Annotated in this window: 19 protein-coding genes; 8 read left to right on the top strand and 11 right to left on the bottom strand. The window is 73.8% G+C overall.

Annotation, left to right across the window (positions count from 1 at the left end; genetic code table 11):
• Positions 1–31 precede the first annotated feature (31 nt).
• Positions 32–1,318, top strand: coding sequence for a sensor histidine kinase (locus BX283_RS08165; protein WP_101386977.1), 1,287 nt, complete (start codon positions 32–34; stop codon positions 1,316–1,318).
• Positions 1,315–1,980, top strand: a complete 666-nt coding sequence (locus tag BX283_RS08160; protein WP_101386976.1) for a response regulator transcription factor — start codon at positions 1,315–1,317, stop codon at positions 1,978–1,980. Before BX283_RS08165 ends, BX283_RS08160 begins: the two co-directional genes overlap by 4 nt.
• Here BX283_RS08160 and BX283_RS08155 read toward each other — a convergent pair.
• On the bottom strand, positions 1,941–2,228 hold the full coding sequence (locus BX283_RS08155) for a DUF6332 family protein (RefSeq protein ID WP_101386975.1): 288 nt from the start codon (positions 2,226–2,228) through the stop codon (positions 1,941–1,943). The genes BX283_RS08160 and BX283_RS08155 overlap by 40 nt on opposite strands.
• Positions 2,229–2,301: 73 nt before the next feature.
• Positions 2,302–3,786: an MFS transporter gene (locus BX283_RS08150; protein WP_101386974.1), complete on the bottom strand. Its 1,485-nt coding sequence runs from the start codon at positions 3,784–3,786 to the stop codon at positions 2,302–2,304.
• Positions 3,787–3,873: 87 nt separating this feature from the next.
• On the opposite strand from BX283_RS08150, the gene BX283_RS08145 reads away from it, so the two are divergent.
• Entirely contained in the window at positions 3,874–4,275 is a 402-nt protein-coding gene (locus tag BX283_RS08145) for a MarR family winged helix-turn-helix transcriptional regulator (protein WP_101386973.1), read from the top strand.
• A gap of 22 nt (positions 4,276–4,297) precedes the next feature.
• On the opposite strand, the gene BX283_RS08140 is transcribed toward BX283_RS08145, so the two are convergent.
• Together BX283_RS08140 and BX283_RS08135 are read right to left on the bottom strand one after the other, a co-directional pair.
• Entirely contained in the window at positions 4,298–5,041 is a 744-nt protein-coding gene (locus BX283_RS08140; RefSeq protein WP_101386972.1) for a maleylpyruvate isomerase family mycothiol-dependent enzyme, read from the bottom strand.
• A 157-nt stretch (positions 5,042–5,198) separates the two neighbouring features.
• Entirely contained in the window at positions 5,199–6,410 is a 1,212-nt protein-coding gene (locus BX283_RS08135; protein ID WP_101392220.1) for an MFS transporter, read from the bottom strand.
• A 150-nt stretch (positions 6,411–6,560) separates the two neighbouring features.
• On the opposite strand from BX283_RS08135, the gene BX283_RS08130 reads away from it, so the two are divergent.
• Positions 6,561–7,775 (top strand): ROK family protein, encoded by a 1,215-nt coding sequence (locus tag BX283_RS08130; RefSeq protein WP_101386971.1) that lies wholly within the window; start codon positions 6,561–6,563, stop codon positions 7,773–7,775.
• A 75-nt stretch (positions 7,776–7,850) separates the two neighbouring features.
• Here the strand turns inward: BX283_RS08130 and BX283_RS08125 are convergent, their stop codons facing one another.
• The 4 genes from BX283_RS08125 to BX283_RS08110 all read right to left on the bottom strand — a co-directional run bounded on the left by BX283_RS08125 (position 7,851) and on the right by BX283_RS08110 (position 10,499).
• Entirely contained in the window at positions 7,851–8,741 is an 891-nt protein-coding gene (locus BX283_RS08125) for a phosphotriesterase (protein ID WP_101392219.1), read from the bottom strand.
• A gap of 5 nt (positions 8,742–8,746) precedes the next feature.
• Entirely contained in the window at positions 8,747–9,316 is a 570-nt protein-coding gene (locus tag BX283_RS08120) for a DUF4865 family protein (RefSeq protein WP_101386970.1), read from the bottom strand.
• 10 nt (positions 9,317–9,326) lie between these two features.
• A complete protein-coding gene (locus tag BX283_RS08115; protein ID WP_101386969.1) occupies positions 9,327–9,731 on the bottom strand; it encodes a cupin domain-containing protein in 405 nt (134 codons plus the stop codon).
• A 204-nt stretch (positions 9,732–9,935) separates the two neighbouring features.
• The gene (locus BX283_RS08110; RefSeq protein ID WP_101386968.1) at positions 9,936–10,499 is read right to left on the bottom strand and encodes a TetR/AcrR family transcriptional regulator; all 564 of its coding nucleotides are present in this window, start codon (positions 10,497–10,499) and stop codon (positions 9,936–9,938) included.
• A gap of 169 nt (positions 10,500–10,668) precedes the next feature.
• On the opposite strand from BX283_RS08110, the gene BX283_RS08105 reads away from it, so the two are divergent.
• The 3 genes from BX283_RS08105 to BX283_RS08095 are packed head-to-tail and all read left to right on the top strand — an operon-like array spanning position 10,669 to position 14,287.
• Positions 10,669–10,974, top strand: coding sequence for an SHOCT domain-containing protein (locus BX283_RS08105; RefSeq protein WP_101386967.1), 306 nt, complete (start codon positions 10,669–10,671; stop codon positions 10,972–10,974).
• Positions 10,971–11,735 carry an ABC transporter ATP-binding protein gene (locus BX283_RS08100; RefSeq protein ID WP_101386966.1) on the top strand — a complete coding sequence of 255 codons (765 nt, stop codon included), beginning with the start codon at positions 10,971–10,973 and terminating at the stop codon, positions 11,733–11,735. The genes BX283_RS08105 and BX283_RS08100 overlap by 4 nt, the downstream gene beginning before the upstream one ends.
• Positions 11,732–14,287, top strand: coding sequence for an ABC transporter permease (locus BX283_RS08095; RefSeq protein WP_101386965.1), 2,556 nt, complete (start codon positions 11,732–11,734; stop codon positions 14,285–14,287). Before BX283_RS08100 ends, BX283_RS08095 begins: the two co-directional genes overlap by 4 nt.
• Before the next feature lie 41 nt (positions 14,288–14,328).
• Here BX283_RS08095 and BX283_RS08090 read toward each other — a convergent pair whose 3' ends face one another.
• Both BX283_RS08090 and BX283_RS08085 read right to left on the bottom strand, forming a co-directional pair.
• Positions 14,329–14,880, bottom strand: coding sequence for an ATP-binding protein (locus BX283_RS08090; protein WP_101386964.1), 552 nt, complete (start codon positions 14,878–14,880; stop codon positions 14,329–14,331).
• Positions 14,881–15,024: 144 nt separating this feature from the next.
• Complete coding sequence (locus tag BX283_RS08085) at positions 15,025–15,351, bottom strand: hypothetical protein (RefSeq protein WP_101386963.1); 327 nt, start codon at positions 15,349–15,351, stop codon at positions 15,025–15,027.
• Between the two features lie 285 nt (positions 15,352–15,636).
• Here BX283_RS08085 and BX283_RS08080 point away from each other — a divergent pair, with 285 nt between their 5' ends.
• Positions 15,637–16,734, top strand: a complete 1,098-nt coding sequence (locus BX283_RS08080; protein WP_101386962.1) for a PLP-dependent cysteine synthase family protein — start codon at positions 15,637–15,639, stop codon at positions 16,732–16,734.
• 78 nt (positions 16,735–16,812) lie between these two features.
• Here BX283_RS08080 and BX283_RS08075 read toward each other — a convergent pair whose 3' ends face one another.
• On the bottom strand, positions 16,813–17,307 hold the full coding sequence (locus tag BX283_RS08075; RefSeq protein WP_101386961.1) for an SRPBCC family protein: 495 nt from the start codon (positions 17,305–17,307) through the stop codon (positions 16,813–16,815).
• Positions 17,308–17,380 lie beyond the last annotated feature (73 nt).

Raw genomic sequence — 17,380 nt, 5'->3', positions numbered from 1 at the left:
TGGCGCCGTGCCCGGGGCTAGCGTGGCCGGTATGGATGAGCGGCACTCGGCGCGCCCGGCGCGCTGCGACGATCCCCCCTGGGCGCGCAAGGGCTCGCCGCCGTTCCCGCCCTGGGCGCGGATGTGGGTCCAGGGCGGCGACGGTGTGGACCCCCGGGGGCGCTCGCGGCTGCCGTGGGCGTCCACGCTCGTACTGACCGCGGTCGTGCTGGGCGGCTCCACGTTCGCCGGGCACGACCAGACCGAGCGGGCCTCCCTCGACGTCTTCGCCCGGCTGCTGCTCGTCGCGAGCTGCGCGGTGCTGCTCCTGCGCCGTCGCCACCCCGTGCTCGCCGTGTTCGGCTCGGCGGGCGCCGCCATGGTCTACCTCGGCGCCGGATACCCGTACGGGCCGATCTTCCTCGCGGTGGCCGTCGGCTGCTTCGCCGCGATCGTCGCCGGACACCGCCGGGCCGCTTGGTCGGCGGTCGGGATGCTCTGGCTCGGCCATGTGCTCGTCGCCCACTGGCTCTACCGCTGGCTGCCCCCGAGCGGCGACCGGCCCGCGCCCTGGGGGCAGGAACTGGCCGTCGCCGCCTGGGTGCTGGCCATCGTGGCGATCGCCGAGCTCACCCGCGTACGCCGGGAGCAGTGGGCCAGGGCCGGGGCCGAGCGGGCAGCCGCCGACCGGCGGCGCGCCGACGAGGAGCGGCTGCGGATCGCGCGCGAGCTGCACGACGTGCTGGCGCACAGCATCTCGGTCATCAACGTCCAGGCGGGCGTGGGGCTGGCGCTGCTCGACTCCGACCCGGAGCAGGCGCGTACCGCGCTGACCACCATCAAGTCCGCCAGCAAGGAGGCGCTCGGCGAGGTGCGCCAGGTACTCGACACCCTGCGCGCCCCGGGCGACGCGCCCCGCTCGCCCGCCCCCGGCCTCGACCGGCTGCCCGAGCTCGTCGAACAGGCCGCGGCGGCGGGGCTCACCGTCCGGACGGCGACGACCGGCTCGCCCAGGGCGCTCCCGCCAGGGGCCGATCTCGCCGCTTTCCGTATCGTCCAGGAGGCGCTCACCAACGTGGTGCGCCACTCCGGCTCCCGTACCGCGCGCGTGGTGCTCGACTACGCGCCGGACGTGCTCGAACTGCGCGTGGACGACGACGGACCGGCCGGTCCCGGGGACGCGGGCGGCAGCGGGAACGGCCTGATCGGGATGCGGGAGCGGGCCGCCGCGCTCGGTGGCACCATCGACGCGGGCCCACGCCCGGACGGCGGTTTCCGCGTGGTCGCCCGGCTCCCGCTGACCCGTACCGCACCCGCCGCACCGAGGGAGACCCTGTGATCCGCGTACTGCTCGCCGACGACCAGTTGCTCGTCAGGGCCGGTTTCCGGGCGCTGCTCGACGCCCAGCCGGACATCGAGGTCACGGGCGAGGCAGGCGACGGCGAGGAGGCGGTGCGCCTGGTGCGCGAACTGCGGCCGGACGTCGTCCTGATGGACATCCGCATGCCGCGCCTCGACGGGCTCGCCGCCACCCGCCGGATCACCGGCGACGGGGAGCTGGACGGGGTGAAGGTGGTGATGCTGACCACCTTCGAGCTGGACGAGTACGTCTTCGAGGCGATCCGCGCCGGGGCCTCCGGGTTCCTGGTCAAGGACACCGAGCCGGACGAACTGCTGCGGGCGGTACGGGCCGTGGTGGACGGGGACGCGCTGCTCTCGCCGGGGGTGACCCGGCGGCTGATCGCCGAGTTCGCCGCCCGCTCCAAGGAGCCGGCCACGGCCGAGAGCCTGGGCGAACTGACCGAGCGGGAGCGGGAGGTGATGGCCCTGGTCGGGATCGGGCTCTCCAACGAGGAGATCGCGCGCCGTCTGGTCGTCAGCCCGCTCACCGCGAAGACCCACGTCAGCCGCACCATGGTCAAGCTCGGCGCCCGCGACCGGGCCCAACTGGTGGTGCTGGCCTATGAGTCGGGCCTGGTGCGGCCCGGCTGGCTCGGCTGACGCCGGCCTGCGCCGTCCGCGTACGAGAAGCGCCACAGGACGTGCACGGTCCGGCCGACGAACGCGAGCACGGCGGCGGCCGCCCCGGCCAGGAGCAGCAGGCCCCGGGCGGGATGGCGCACTTCGAAGAGGAAGACGGGCCCGGCGACCGCGCCGAAGGCGAGCAGGGCGGCCAGCGAGGCGGTCACGACGGCGTACATGATCTCGACGGTGACGGCGTCGCGTTCGCCCTGGCTCTGGTTGTTCATGGCAGTAGTGTCCGCGCAGATGCGGCCGACGGGCAAGAAGCACCCGTCGGCCGCACCCTCCCCCGTGACCGCGTCAGTCGCGGACGGCGACCTTCGCGGGCTCCGGTGCGGCGGCCTCCTGGGTGGCCCCCGCGACGACCAGCGTCTGCCGGTCGGTCTTGGTGCGCAGTCCGGTCAGGGTGATGAGGAGACCGGCGAGCGCGATGCCCGTCACCACGATCAGACCCGGCCGGAAACTGTCGAGCAGGTCCTGCGGGGAGTCGCCCCGGTCGCCCGCGGTGATCACGGCCGTCACCACGGCCAGGAAGATCGCGCCGCCCACCTGGATCGAGGTGTTGAGCAGACCCGAGACCATGCCCTGCTCGCTGTCGTCCACGCCGGTGGTGGCCTGGATGTTCAGCGAGGGGAAGACCAGCGCGCAGGCCGCGCCGAGCAGCAGCATCGACGGCAGGATGACCGCGGCGTACTGCGGGGTGAGGCTGATGCGCAGGAACAGGGCGTACGCGAGGACCAGGGACGCGAAGCCGATGGCGAGGATGCGCGGGGTGCCGAAGCGGTCGACGACCGGCCCGATCATCGCCGAGGAGAGGGCGACGAGCACACCGGCGGGCAGGAACGCGAGGGCGGTCTGGAGCGCGGTCCATTCCAGCACCGACTGCATGTACTGCGTGACCATGAACTGGAAGCCGACGTACGAGCCGAAGAAGGCGGCGGCGCCCAGCTGGGTGCGGACCTGGACGCCGGAGCGCAGCACGCCGAGCCGGATGAGCGGGCTCGCGGTGCGCTGCTCGATCCGTACGAACAGGGTGAGCAGGACGGCGACGGCGAGGAAGGACAGCAGCGTACGGGCGGAGGCCCAGCCGACCTCGGGCGCCTGGACGACGGTGTAGACGAGGAGCAGCATCGAGCCGGTGCCGGTGATGGCGCCGGGCGCGTCGTAGTGGCGCTTGCCCTCCGGGCGGTCGCTGTGCGGGATGAGCTTGAGGCCCGCGACCAGGGCGAGCAGGGCGACCGGCGCCGGGAGCAGCATGGTCCAGCGCCAGCTGAGCTCGGTGAGCAGCCCGGACAGGACCAGGCCCATGGAGAAGCCGGTGGCGGCGCAGGTGGTGTAGATGGAGAGCGCGCGGTTGCGCTGCGGGCCCTCCTTGAAGGTCGTGGTGATGATCGAGAGGCCGGCGGGCGCGGTGAACGCGGCGCTCAGGCCCTTGATGAAGCGGCTGGCGATCAGCAGCGGTCCGGAGTCGACGAGTCCGCCGAGCAGCGAGGCCAGCGCGAAGACGCCGAGCGCGATGAGGAACACCTGGCGGCGGCCCATCAGGTCGGCCGCGCGGCCGCCGAGGAGCAGCAGGCCGCCGTAGCCCAGGATGTACCCGCTGACGATCCACTGGAGCGTCGAGGTGGTGAGGTCCAGATCGCTCGCGATCGAGGGCAGGGCGACGCCGACCATGGAGACGTCAAGGGCGTCGAGGAACATCGCGGCGCAGAGCACCAGCAGGGTGCCCCACAGGCGAGGGCTCCAACGCTCTTGGCTGGACGGGACGTTGAGCGGAGAGGTCATGCGCAGCAGACTACATGCACATGCATCGAGTGCAAGTGCATTTAATTCCGATGCAACAAAGAGCGGCTTCTCTGCTAACGTGCGGACATGGCGGCCAAGAAGTCCGAGCGCATGCTCGTGGACGAGTGGCGCGGCATCCTCGCGGTGCATGCGCGCACGACGTGCGAGCTCGATCGCGAGCTGCACCAGTACGGCATCGGAGCGAGCGACTTCGAGGTGCTCGACATCCTCGTGGAGGGGCGTGCGGAGGACGGCGGTACGGCGTACCGCGTCCAGGAGCTCGCCTCGCGCGTCCATCTGAGCCAGAGCGCTCTCTCCCGTCTGATCGGCAGGCTGGAGAAGGAGCAACTGGTCGACCGCGGGATGTGCAGCGAGGACCGGCGGGGTGTCCGGGTCGTGATCACGGACAAGGGCCGGGCGCTCCACACGCAGGTGCGACCGCTGCAACGCGCGGTGCTCTCCCGGATGCTGGCGGACCGGCCCTCGTAACGTCTGGTGTACGGGCGCGGGGCTACCCCCAGGTGATGGCCGAGTTCGCCCGCCACAGCTCGGCGGGCGACGCGTCGCCCGCAAGGGCAACGGACGAGAGCGGCCGTCGGTTCCACAGCGTCAGATACAGCTCGTGCGCGGTGCCGCTCAGCTCGCAGTCGGCGGGACCGTCGTCGTCCCGGACCGTGCGCGGCACCCCGTCCGACAGATGCACGGTCCACACCGCGTCCGTGTCCGTCGCCCGTACGCGAAGGGTGCGCGGCGTCGGCGTCCGCACCCGGCTCTTCTCCCGGGCGTGGAAGCCGCGGAGCAGCTCGTCGATGCCGTCGGCGGCGAACTCCGGCTCCGGCGCGGTGACATCGCCGCCCCGGGCCGACTCGGCGTCCACCCGGTGGACCGCGGTCTCGTGTGCCTGGCGGCGGGCCCAGAACGCCAGCGGGGAGGGCGCGGGCAGGAAGTGCCAGCACTCCAGGTCCTTCGGCGCGCCGGTCAGCGCGTCGACTAGCGCGCGGTGGCCCTCGCGGAACCAGTCGAGGAGTTCCTCGCCGTCCAGGCCGGGCTCCTCGCCGCTGGGGTGGAAGCCGGTGTGGCCCTCGGTGATGTACGCGGTCGCCCAGCGGTGCACCGTCCCGGTGTGCCGCAGCAGATGCCGCACCTGCCAGCCGGGACAGGTCGGCACGGGGGCGTCGGCGCCGGCCGCGCCGGCGGCCTCGGCCAGCAACCGGCCCTCGCGGTCGAGGGCGTTGATGAGTTCAGCGGTGTCCATGCCGGGATTCTGCCAGTGGGGCGGGCGGGGCGGTGATCTTGTCCATGGGCGGGCGTTCACGCGCGTGGGCACCCCGGCATCGGCCCTGCGCCAGAACCGCGAGCCGGGCACGGGTGCTCACGCCCATGGGTACCCCGGGCAGTCGCCCGCCCGGCCCTTACACCCCCGCCGTCGCCCGCCGGGACGCGTACGCGATCACGGCCGCCGCCGCCGACAGTGCGGCCACCGTCGTCAGGGCGACGGGCAGCGAGGACCACTGGGCCAGGAAGCCGATCGCGGGCGGGCCGAGGAGCATGCCGCCGTAGCCGAGGGTCGACGCGGCGGCCACCCCGCCGGGTCCGGCCAGCGCGCCCGCGCGGGCCACCGCGACCGGGAAGATGTTGGCGAGGCCCAGGCCCATCACCGCGAAACCGGCGAGCGCGAGCCACACCGTCGGCGCGAGCGCGCCGAGCAGCATCCCAGCCGTGGCCGTCGTGCCGCCCGCGACCAGCGCGCGGGTCTGGCCCAGGCGTTCGAGCAGGAAGGTGCCGCTGAGCCGGCCCGCCGTCATGGCCAGGGCGAACAGGGAGTAGCCGATGGCCGCGACGCCGGGCGCCGCGTCGAGGTCCTGCTCCAGGTGGAGCGCGCCCCAGTCGGCCATGGCCCCTTCCCCGTACGCCGTGCACAGCGCGATCACGCCGAACAGGAGCACCAGGCGCCGGGATCGGCCGTCCAGGCGCTTCCCTTGAGCGTGCGGGGTCGCGGTGTGCGCCGGGGCGGGGTGGCGGAGCAGGACCGGCCCCGCGAGGGCGGTCACCAGCAGGCCGAAGCCGGTCAGCGCGAGCAGGTGCGCGGTGGGGGAGAGGCCGCCCGCCACCAGCGCGCCGACGCCCGCGCCGAGCATCCCACCGAGGCTGAACGCGGCGTGGAAGCTGGGCATCACCGGGCGCCGCAGGGCCGCGACCAGATCGACGGCCGCGCTGTTCATGGCCACGTTGATGCCGCCGTACGCGGCGCCGAAGAGCAGCAGCACCGCGCCCAGCGAGAGGGCGGAGTGGGTCCGCGCCGGCAGGGCGATGGCCAGCGCCATCAGCGCGCCGCAGGCCACGGTCACGGGGTGGCTGCCGAAGCGCCGGCAGAGCCGACCGGTGAGCACCATGGTCACCACGGCGCCCGCCGAGACGCCGAGCAGGGCGAGGCCGAGGTCACCGGCCGAGGCGCCGGTCTGTTGCTTGATGGCCGGGATGCGGACCACCCAGCCGGCGAAGAGGAATCCGTCGAGGGCGAAGAACACGGTCAGAGCGGTGCGGAGGCGGAGCAGGGAGGGCGCGGTGGTGTGCGCGCCGGGTCCCGCCGGCAGGGCCGTCCGTACTTTGTTTAGTAGCGGCACAAACTCAGAATAGGGGGCGGCGGCCCTCGCCGACAAGCCGTCGCGGCCACGGCCGCCGAAGCGCGCGCCGACCGGCGGGTGAGCGGTGAGTGAACGGCGGCCGCCGACGGAGGGAATGCCTCCGTCCTGGATCATGGGAGACTCGCCCCCATGAACGGCAAGGCGACGCACACCAAGACGAGGCTGGACAGGGGCCGTGGGGCACTCGGCCCCGCGCTCGAACTGGTCCACACCGGCCGCGCGCCCACCCGCGCCGTCCTCACCGCCGAGCTGGGTGTCACCCGGGCCACCGCCGGAGCGGTCGCCGCCGAACTCGAAGCGCTCGGCCTCATCCAGGTCGACTCCCGCCCCGGCGCCGCCGCCGGTTCCCAGGGCCGCCCCTCGCACCGCCTCGCGGTCAACGACTCGGGCCCGGTCGCCCTCGCCGCCCAGGTGCACGCCGACGGATTCCGCGCCGCGCTGGTGGGCCTCGGCGGCCGTACCGTCGCGACCGCGCCCGGCTGCGTCACCGTCTCCGCCGACCCGGCCCAGGTCCTCGGTGAGGTCGTCGACGCGGGCGCCGAACTCCTGCGCGGCAGCGGGCTGCGCTGCGTCGGCGCGGGCCTGGCCGTGCCGTCGGCCGTCGCCGAGCCGGACGGCACCGCGCTGAACCCGCTGCACCTGGCCTGGCCCGCGGGCGCCCCGGTGCGCGAGATCTTCGCCGAGCGGGTACGGGCCGCGGGCATCGAGGGCCCCGCCTTCACCGGCAACGACGTCAACCTCGCGGCCCTCGCCGAGCACCGCCACGGCGCCGGACGCGGCGCGCAGCACCTGCTCTGCGTGGCCACCGGGCACCGGGGCGTCGGCGGCGCGCTCGTCCTCGACGGCCGTCTGCACACCGGGAGTTCGGGCCTCGCCCTGGAGGTCGGCCACCTCACCGTCAGCCCCGAGGGCCGCCCCTGCTACTGCGGCGGCCGGGGCTGCCTCGACGTGGAGACCGACCCGCTCGCCTTCCTGACGGCGGCGGGCCGCGACCCCGGCCCCGAGGTCTCGCTCCTGGAGCAGTCCCGCGAGCTGCTGCGCACGGAGTACGAGGACGTGTCCGTGCGCGGGGCCGCCCAGGAGCTCATCGACCGCCTGGGCCTGGGCCTCGCCGGACTCGTCAACATCCTCAACCCCGACCGGATCATCCTCGGCGGACTGCACAAGGCCCTGCTGGAGGCCGACCCCGACCGGCTGCGGGCCGTCGTCGCCGACCGCAGCCTGTGGGGGCGCAGCGGCGGCGTGCCGATCCTCGCCTGCTCGCTCGACCACAACAGCCTGGTCGGCGCGGCCGAGTTGGCGTGGCAGCCGGTGCTCGACGACCCGCTGGCGGCGCTGGGCTGACGGCCCCCGCCCCGGGAGGCCAGGGCCTCACCAGCACCGATGGCGCACTCGGGGCCGAGGCCGACCGGACAGCCCCTAACGCCGCAGCGCGAACGCCCCCCGTGGATTCCCCACCAGGATCCGCTCCACCAGCTCCTCGCCCAGGGCGAGTTCGAGCCCGGGCCGCACCCGGCGCAGCAGATACGGCATGCCCGGCGTGTCCGGGGTCACCGTGTCCCCGCCGAGCAGCAGCCGGTCCGCGAACCCGGCGTCGGCGAGCGCCTTCAGGGCCTCCGGCATCCGCCAGTCGGTGGCGTGGTTGGCCCGGGACGGCCCGTCGAAGCCCAGATAGGCGCCCGCGGCGGCGGCCTGCCGGTGGACGGCGGCGTCGGGGGAGCGGTTGAGGTGGCCGAGGATCACCCGGTCCGGCGCGACCCCCAGCTCCCCGCAGAGCAGGTCGAGCACGTCGAGGGCCCCGGTCCCGAGCTCCAGGTGCACGGCGACGGCCGCGCCCGTACGGCGATGGGCCTCGGCGGCCGCGCGCATCGTCAGCCGGGCGTGCTCGTCGAGCCCGTGGAACCCGCCCGCGACCTTGATCAGCCCGGCCCGGACGCCCCCGCCCTCCTCGATGCCCTCGGTGATCTCGCGCACGAACAGCTCGGCGAGCGAGTCGCGTACGGAGTCGAGCAGGCCGGGTGTGTAGTGGGCCGCCTGGTGCAGACCGGTGGCGGCCACCACCTGGACGCCCGACTCCTCGGAGAGCGCGGCCAGTCGGTCCGCCCGGCGGCCCATGCCGTACGGGGTCCACTGCACCACCGTGCCGCCCCCGAGGCCGTGGAAGGCGCGGAGCCGGGCGGCCGCCTCCTCGGGGTCGTCGAGTTCCTGGCCCGGCAGCAGCGGGCTGCGGATGAAGAGGTGGTCGTGGGCGTCCACCACGCCGAGCCGGTCGGCGGGCACATCGCCCAGCACGGTACGGACCACGGGCAGTGCGGTCACCAGTGCCGTCCCCGGGTCAGGTCGCCGCGCTCCGGCGCCGACAGGTGCAGCACCCGGAAGCGGTCGCCGGGCGCCTGCGGGGCCTCCTGCTCCCAGAGCGTGAAGCGCAGCAGCTCCCAGCGGCGGGGGTCGACGGCCAGCGCGCTCGCCACCGTCCCCGGGCCGGCCGCCCGCGCCAGCTGCTCGGCCACGAAGTCGGCGGGCCTTACGCCGTCCGGCATCGCGAGGCGCTCGCGCGTCGCGGCGACCGGCACGGCTCCGGCCGCCGTCCCCTCCTCGTAGGAGAGCCCCATCCAGTGCTGGACCTCCGGGCGGCCGAAGTCGTCCACGATGCCCTGGAAGCCCGCGCCCCAGAGGAAGGCGTTCATGCCCTCGGGTGTGTTCCAGAGGTAGAAGGGCGCATAGGCGTTCACCGGCGAGCCCTCGGCGCGCTCGCGGATCAGATACGCCTTGAGGCCGAGGCCGGGGAAGTCGTCCAGGAGATGGCCCCGGGTGGCGACGCGGGTGCGGATGATGTCCATGTCGTAGTCGGCGGGCAGGGTGATCTCGTACTGCAGGGCGTGCACGGCGTACTCCTCAGGAAGTAGTCGACGGGTAGGCGTCGGCGGCGACATGGCGGTCCCAGTCGACGGCGGTGCCGTCCTGGGCCGTCTCGACGACCGCGAGATGGGTCATGAACGTGTGCGGCCCGGCGCCGTGCCAGTGCCATTCGTCCGGCTCGATCCAGACGGTGTCGCCCGCCCGGATCGGCTCGACGGGACCGCCTCTGCGCTGCACCAGGCCCTCGCCCTCCGTGACGTGCAGGACCTGGCCGTGCGGGTGGCGGTGCCAGGCCGTATGGGCGCCGGGGGTGAAGTGGACGCTGACCATCCGCAGCCGGGACGGCGACGGGGGCGCGGCGATCTCGTCGAGCCAGACCGTGCCCGTGAAGTGCTCGGCCGGGCCCCGCACAGTGGCGGGACGTTGACGGGTGACGTGCATGGGACTTCCTCGACTCGTGGTGGTGGTGAGAGCCTGTCTTTGAACCCCCGTCTGCGCCCCGACGCCCGGCACGCACCCTCGCCGCACGGTGGTGCAGGACAGGTGGCTCCGCCACATGACCTGCACCACCGCACGCCGAGCGCACGCACCGAACGCCGCTGCGCCTGCCCTCCGGGCGGACGACGGGGGTTCAAAGACAGGCTCTCAGGGGGTGCGGGGCGCGAGCAGTGCGAGCAGGCCGCGGATGCCCGCGTCGAAGGCGGCGGGTGAGCCGGACGCGCGGGCCAGGACATAGCCGCCCTGGACGGTCGCGACCACCGTCGCCGCGATCTCCTCGGGCACCAGGGAAGCGCTGAACTCGCCCGCGTCCAGGCCCTCTTGGACGATCCGCGCGAGCTCCCCGCGCAGCCAGTCGATCGTCTCGGTGACCGGCGCGCGCAGCGCGTCGCTGGCGATGACGTCCGGGTCCATGGTCAGCCGCCCCACCGGGCAGCCGCGCAGGACGTCACGCTGGCGCTGCAGATAGCCGCGGATCCGTTCGTACGCGGTGCCCTCGCCCGCGAAGGAGGCCTCGGCACTCGCGCGCAGCTCGTCGGCGGTGCGCCGGATGGCGGCGAGCGCCAGGTCCGGTTTGCCCGTGAAGTGGTGGTACATACTGCCCTGGCCCGCGCCGGACTGCTGCTGGATCGCCTTGGGGCTGGTGCCGACATAGCCCCGGTCCCACAGCAGCTCCCGGGTGGCCTCGATCAGACGCTCGGGGGTGCTCATGGCTCGTACTATACATACTAGTAGGTACAGAAGCGAGAGCAGTCGGACCGGTCCGGTCTACTCCCCGGGAGGTACGGCGAGTGCCGCCGGCTGTACGACGCCCCGGGCCACCCCTCGGCGGGAGTCTCGAAAGCACCACGAGAGAACCCCGACCGAGGAGCTGAGCGCGATGAACACACTGGCCTACGACGGACCCGGACCCTGGATCCTGTTCTTCCCGGTGATCTGGGCAGCCGTGATCCTCACGGTCGTCACCCTGCTGCGCCGCACGGTGTGGCGCGGACGGCGCGGCCCTTGGCGCCCGCCCTTCGGCGACCCCCGGTCCTTCGACGACCGCCCTTCGCTGGACGAGCGCTCGCCGCTCGCCGTGCTCGGCCGCCGCTTCGCCGCCGGTGAGATCGACGAGGACGAGTACTGGCGCCGGCTCTCCGTCCTGGACGAGGAGTTCGGCCGTCGCAAGGGCGGTGCGGCATGACCACCGCACTGCGGCCCACCGCCACCGCCGCCGCCCGGGTCGTCGGCGCCGTGAAGACGTACGGCGCGGGCGACACCGAGGTGAGGGCCCTGGACGGGGTGAGCGTCGACTTCCCGGCCGGCCGCTTCACCGCGATCATGGGGCCCTCGGGCTCCGGTAAATCCACCCTGATGCACTGCGCCGCCGGGCTCGACACCCTCACCTCGGGCTCCGCCTTCATCGGCGGCACCGATCTGAGCGGACTCGACGACCGCGCGCTCACCCTGCTGCGCCGCGAGCGCGTCGGCTTCGTCTTCCAGGCCTTCAACCTGATCCCGACCCTCACCGTGGCCGAGAACATCACGCTGCCCCTCGACCTCGCGGGGCGGCGCGGCGACCGCGAGTGGATCGACGCGCTCGTCGACACCGTCGGGCTGCGCGACCGGCTGCACCACCGGCCCGCCGAGCTCTCCGGTGGGCAACAACAACGCGTCGCCGTGGCACGGGCGTTCGCCGGGCGGCCCGACGTCGTCTTCGCCGACGAGCCCACCGGCAACCTCGACTCCCGCGCGGGCGAGGAGGTGCTGCGGCTGCTCGGCGGCACCGTCCGCCGCACCGCCCGCACGGTCGTGATGGTCACCCACGACCCGGTCGCCGCCGCCCACGCCGACGAGGTGCTCTTCCTCGCCGACGGACGGCTCGTCGACCGGATGCCGGATCCGACCGCCGAGCGTGTACTCGACCGGCTGAAGGCCTTCGACGCGCCGGGGGTGACGTCATGAACGCCGCACTGCGCCTCAGCCGCACCTCGCTGCGCTCCCACAAGCGCCGCTTCGCCGGGACCTTCCTCGCCGTCCTGCTCGGCGTCGCCTTCCTCACCGGCACCCTCGTCATGGGCGACACCCTGCGCGCGAGTTTCGACACGCTCTTCGCGGACGCCAACGCGGGTACGGACGCGGTCGTGCGCAGTACGAACGTGGTCACCGTCGCGGGCGAGGGCCAGGGCACCCGGCAGCCCGTGCCCACCGCGCTCGCCACCCGCCTGGCCGCCGCCCCGGGCGTCGCCGCGGCCGTCCCCGACGTCCAGGGCTCCGGCCAGCTCGTCGGCGCCGACGGCAAGCCGGTCGGCGGCCAGGGCCCGCCCACCCGGGCGGGCAACTGGATCACCGACCCGAAGCTCAACCCGTACCGGCTCGCCCAGGGGCGCGCCCCGGGTGCGCCGGGCGAGGTCGTGGTCAACCGGGGCGCCGCCGACAAGGGCGGTCTGAAGCTCGGCGACACGACCGTGCTGCGCGTGCCCGACCCCGTACCGGTACGGATCGTCGGCATCGCCACCTTCGGCGGCGAGGACGGAATGGGCCAGGCCACCTTCGCCGGGCTCACCCTCGCCGACGCCGAGAAGTACCTGGCACCCAAGCCGGGGGAGGCCTCGTCCATCTCCGTACGGGCGGGCCCCGGCGTGAGCCAGCGGCGGCTCGTCGACGAGCTGACTCCCGTACTCCCGAAGGGAGTGGAGGCCATCACGGGCGAGGCGGCCGCCGCCGAGAGCCTCGACATGATCGCCGGGCTCTTCCTCGACCTCTTCACCACGCTGCTTCTGGTGTTCTCCGGCATCGCGCTGCTCGTCGCCACCTTCTCGATCCACAACACCTTCGCGATCGTCGTCGCCCAGCGCACCCGTGAGAACGCCCTGCTGCGCGCGCTCGGCGCCTCGCGCCGCCAGGTAGGTGCGGCCACCCTCGCCGAGGCCGCGGTCGTCGCGCTCGCCGCGTCGGCGGCCGGAGTCCTCGCGGGCATCGGCATCGCGGCGGGGCTCCAGGCACTCTTTCCGGCCATCGGATTCCCCTTCCCCGGGGGCGACTTGGTGATCAGCTGGGTCTCCGTCGCACTGCCGGTCGCCGTGGGCGTGCTCGTCTGTCTCGGCTCGGCGCTGCTGCCCGCGCTGCGGGCGGGCCGGACCGCGCCGCTCGCCGCGCTGCGCGAGAGCGCCGTCGACCAGTCGGGCGCCTCCCGCACCCGCAAGCTGGTGGGCGGGGCCCTGCTGCCCGTCGGCGTCGGGGTGACCGTCGCCGGGGTGCTCACGGGCCCCGGCCTGCTGCTCGCCGGTGCCGGAGCGCTGCTCACCGTCGCCGCGTTCGTGGTCCTCGGCCCGGTGGCGTCCTCGTACGCCGTACGGATCCTGGGCGCGCCGCTCGACCGGCTGCGCGGTGTGACCGGCGCGCTGGCCCGGCGCAACGCGCTGCGCAGCCCCCGGCGCACCGCGGCCACCGCCACCGCGCTGATGATCGGCGTCGCCGTGGTGTCGCTGTTCACCGTCTTCGGCGCCTCCCTGAAGGCGACGATGGACCAGACCGTCTCCCGCTCGTTCGCGGGCGATGTCGCCGTCGGCGCCCGGCAGTTCGGCGCGGGCGGCAGCGGCATCAGCCCCCGGCTGGCTCCCGCCGTGGCCCGGTTGCCGCAGGTCGAGGCCGCCGTGGGGCTCGGCAAGGGCGTCGCGGACGTCGACGGCGGCGGCCGGAAGATCACCGTCACCGACCCCGCGGCCCTCTCCGGACTGCTCGACCTCGGCAAGGTGGAAGGCTCGCTGGCGGGCCTGGGCTCCGACGGCCTCGCGGTCTCCGCGAACGAGGCCGGCAAGCACCACTGGCGGCCCGGCTCGACGGCCCGGCTCGCCTTCACCGACGGGAGCGAGCGGACCTTCACCGTACGGGCGGTGTACGCCGAGAAGGACCTGGCGGGCGACTATCTGCTCACCCGCGAGGCCTGGGCGCCGCACCGGGCGCAGGAGTCCGACACGCTGGTCGCGGTCGCCTTCAAGGACGGCGTGTCCGTCGCCGACGGCAAGAAGGCGGTCGAGAAGACGGCCGCCGCGTACGGGAATCCGAGCGTCCAGACCCGCGACGAGTACGCGAAGTCGTCGGCGAGCGGCATCGACATGATGCTTACCCTCGTCTACGCGCTCCTCGCGCTCGCCGTCGTCATCGCGCTCCTCGGCATCGCCAACACGCTGACGCTGGCCGTGCACGAGCGCACCCGGGAACTCGGGCTGCTGCGGGCGGTCGGCCAGACCAGGGCGCAGCTGCGGGCCATGGTCCGCTGGGAGTCGGTGCTGGTCGCGGCCTTCGGCACGGCGGGCGGCCTGGGGCTCGGCGCGTTCCTCGGCTGGGTCCTGGTGCGGGCCTCCGACGCGGACGGGACCGGCGCGTTCGCCCTGCCGCCCGTACAACTGGCGGTCGTCACGCTGGTGGGGCTCCTCGCGGGCGCCCTGGCCGGCTGGCGCCCGGCCCGCCGCGCGGCCCGGCTCGACGTGCTGCGGGCGATCGCAACGCAGTGAGGCGCGGCCGGCTCCCGCCCGGCCCGTGGCTTCCCGCCCGGTCAGCCCACCGCGGGCAGCCGGGCGGGAGTGCGCGGATGGCCTCCCCGGCCCTCGGCGCGCACCAGGGCGGGCCGTTTGTGCAGGCAGGGGCCGATCGGCTGGGCGGCGGCCGGTTTCGTTCCGTACGCCGGGCGGGTCGGCAGCGCGACCGCCGACGGCGGCGCGGGGAGCGTGAACCACACGGTCTTGCCCGAGGCGCCCAGTGGACGCACCCCCCAGCTCTCGCTGACCGCCGCGATCATCGCGAGTCCGCGGCCGTGGGTGGCGAAGGGGTCCGCGCTGCGCACCGTGGGCATCCGCGGGTCGTGGTCGTGGACGGACACCGTGAGCCGGTCGCGCAACAGCTCGATCTCCACGGTGCAGAGCTTGTCCGGCTGGGCGTGCCGATGGACGTTGGTCAGCAACTCGGTGACGCCGAGCGCCGCCTCGTCTATCAGAGGATCGAGATGCCAGTAACGCAACTGTGCTGAAACGATTCTGCGGACTTGCCCGATCCGCGACGGCAGGGCTTGGAGCTCCACCGTGCAATGCCTGCTCGACTGGCTGATCACGGCTGCGACTCCCCGATTGAGGTCCGGAAGAAGCTTTCTGGTCCGGCGGGCTGGATCACAGCGTGACCGCCGGTAAACCCTCAGTGATGTGAGTTCAGGGTGGCGCAGGGGTGGACGTTCCGCAACTCGCGCCCCACCGGCCCCTCAGCCGCGCGGTTCACCCGCCGGGCGCACGGCCTTCAGGAAGCGGTGGGCGAGTTCCGCCCCGCGCTGCCTGCCGCCCTGCTGGCCCATGGTCAGCCGGTAGCGGTGGCCGTTGAGCCTGGCCACGGTCCGGTCGGCCTTGGCGGCCCACGGCAGCAGCGGCTTGCCCGCGCTCACCGCGCGCAGCGGCGCGCTGTCGATCTCCCGCCCATTGCTGGTGAGCAGGGCGAGCCGGCCGTCCTTGATCAGGACTTGTCCCGCCCTGGTCAGCGAACGCGTCCACCGTTCGATCCGTACGCCCCTGGCGCTGAACTCGGGCTCGGTCATGGCCGCTGTGCCCCCTTCGTACCGTTCCTGCTGGGCAGTCTGCACAACGATGGCCGTACGCACCAGGGCGCGCGGAGGATCGGCCGTCACCCGCCGCCGTACGCCGCCCCACCGGCGTCCCACAAGCCACCCCTATGGATCCTCAAAGGGAATGTTTGTGCAGGTGAGGGCGGTATTGTCAAGTGAGTGAGCCGTGTGTTTCCGGCCGACTTCGGCGACACGCCTCACAACATTTCCGGCCCGGGCGCCCCCGTCCCCGGGGCGCCCGAGACATGGAGGAGTGGCATGGAGACCATCGACGTGGACCGCAGCGACGCGGCCTACCGGGCGTGGCTCAAGGACGCCGTGCGCAAGGTCCAGGCCGACGCCAACCGCTCCGCCGACACGCATCTGCTGCGCTTCCCGCTGCCCGAGCGCTGGGGTATCGACCTGTACCTCAAGGACGAGTCCACCCACCCCACCGGCAGCCTCAAGCACCGGCTCGCCCGCTCGCTCTTCCTGTACGGGCTGTGCAACGGCTGGATCCGCCCCGGCAAGCCGGTCATCGAGGCGTCCAGCGGCTCGACCGCGGTCTCCGAGGCGTACTTCGCCAAGCTCATCGGGGTGCCGTTCATCGCCGTCATGCCCCGCACCACCAGCCCCGAGAAGTGCCGCCTGATCGAATTCCACGGCGGCCAGTGCCACTTCGTGGACGACTCGATGAAGATGTACGAGGAGTCGGCCGCCCTCGCCGCCGAGACCGGCGGCCACTACATGGACCAGTTCACGTACGCGGAGCGGGCCACCGACTGGCGCGGCAACAACAACATCGCGGAATCGATCTACCAGCAGCTGAAGCTGGAGCGCTACCCGGAGCCCGCCTGGATCGTGGCCACCGCCGGCACCGGCGGCACCTCGGCGACCATCGCCCGCTATGTGCACTACATGCAGTTCGACACGCGCATCTGCGTCCCGGACCCGGAGAACTCCTGTTTCTTCGACGGCTGGACGCGCGGCGACGCGTCGGCGACCTCCGACTGCGGCTCACGCATCGAGGGCATCGGGCGGCCCCGGATGGAGCCGAGCTTCCTGCCGGGCGCCATCGACCGGATGATGAAGGTCCCGGACGCGGCGAGCGTCGCGGCCGTGCGCGCCCTCGAAGCGGCGATCGGCCGCAAGGCGGGCGGCTCCACCGGCACCGGCCTGTGGTCCGCCCTGAAGATCGTCTCGGAGATGGTGGCGGCCGGGCGCACCGGCAGCGTCGTCACCCTGCTCTGCGACCCGGGCGACCGCTACCTCGACAAGTACTACTCCGACGCCTGGCTGGCCGAACAGGGCCTGGACATCGCGCCGTACACGAAGGCGATCGACGCGTTCCTGGCCACCGGGGTGTGGCCGGAGTAGGACGGTCGGGCGGGGAGCGCGGGGCTGGAAGCGGCCAGTCGGGCCGGAAGGCGGTGGGGGCGGTCGGGCGGCCCGGATCTACGAGGCCGCTGTCCCCGGTCCGCCGCCCGGCGCGGCCAGCCGGCGGTCCAGCGCCGTCACCGCGTCGCGGAACGCCCGTCCCAGGCCCGGCTTCCCCAACCGCAGCGCGAACCGGAAGGGCGCGCCGCCCGCCGCCGCGAAGGTCCACTGCACCTGGGTGCCGCCATCCGTCGGGGTGAGCCGCCACTCCTCCAACAGGGCATGCGGGCCGGGGGCGTTGGTGACGTCGACCCGGTAGGCGTAGCGCGCGGAGGGCTCGGCGGCCATCACCGTCTCCTCGAACCGGGTGCCGCCCTTCAGCCGCACCTCCCGGCCGCCGTCGGTGGCCCGCGCGCGGGTCACGGCCGCGAACCATTCGGGCCAGGCCTCGGTCTCGACGGCGAGCGCGCGGTAGAGGGCGTCCGCCGACGCGGCCGCCTCGGCGGCGAAGACGAGGCGCAGGGGCGCGGTCTCGACGAAGTCGAGCTCCACGGGACGGAGTCGGCGAGCCATCGGGCCGCACCTCCAGCGATCGGTGGGGACGGGAAACGGGCGGTCAGCAGCGAGCCCGCACACCTTAACTGGC

It is taken from the genome of Streptomyces sp. TLI_146, from assembly GCF_002846415.1.
Taxonomy (GTDB): Bacteria; Actinomycetota; Actinomycetes; order Streptomycetales; family Streptomycetaceae; genus Streptomyces.
Note: the sequence above shows the minus strand (reverse complement) of the source record. Positions and strands in the feature narration are given on the sequence as shown.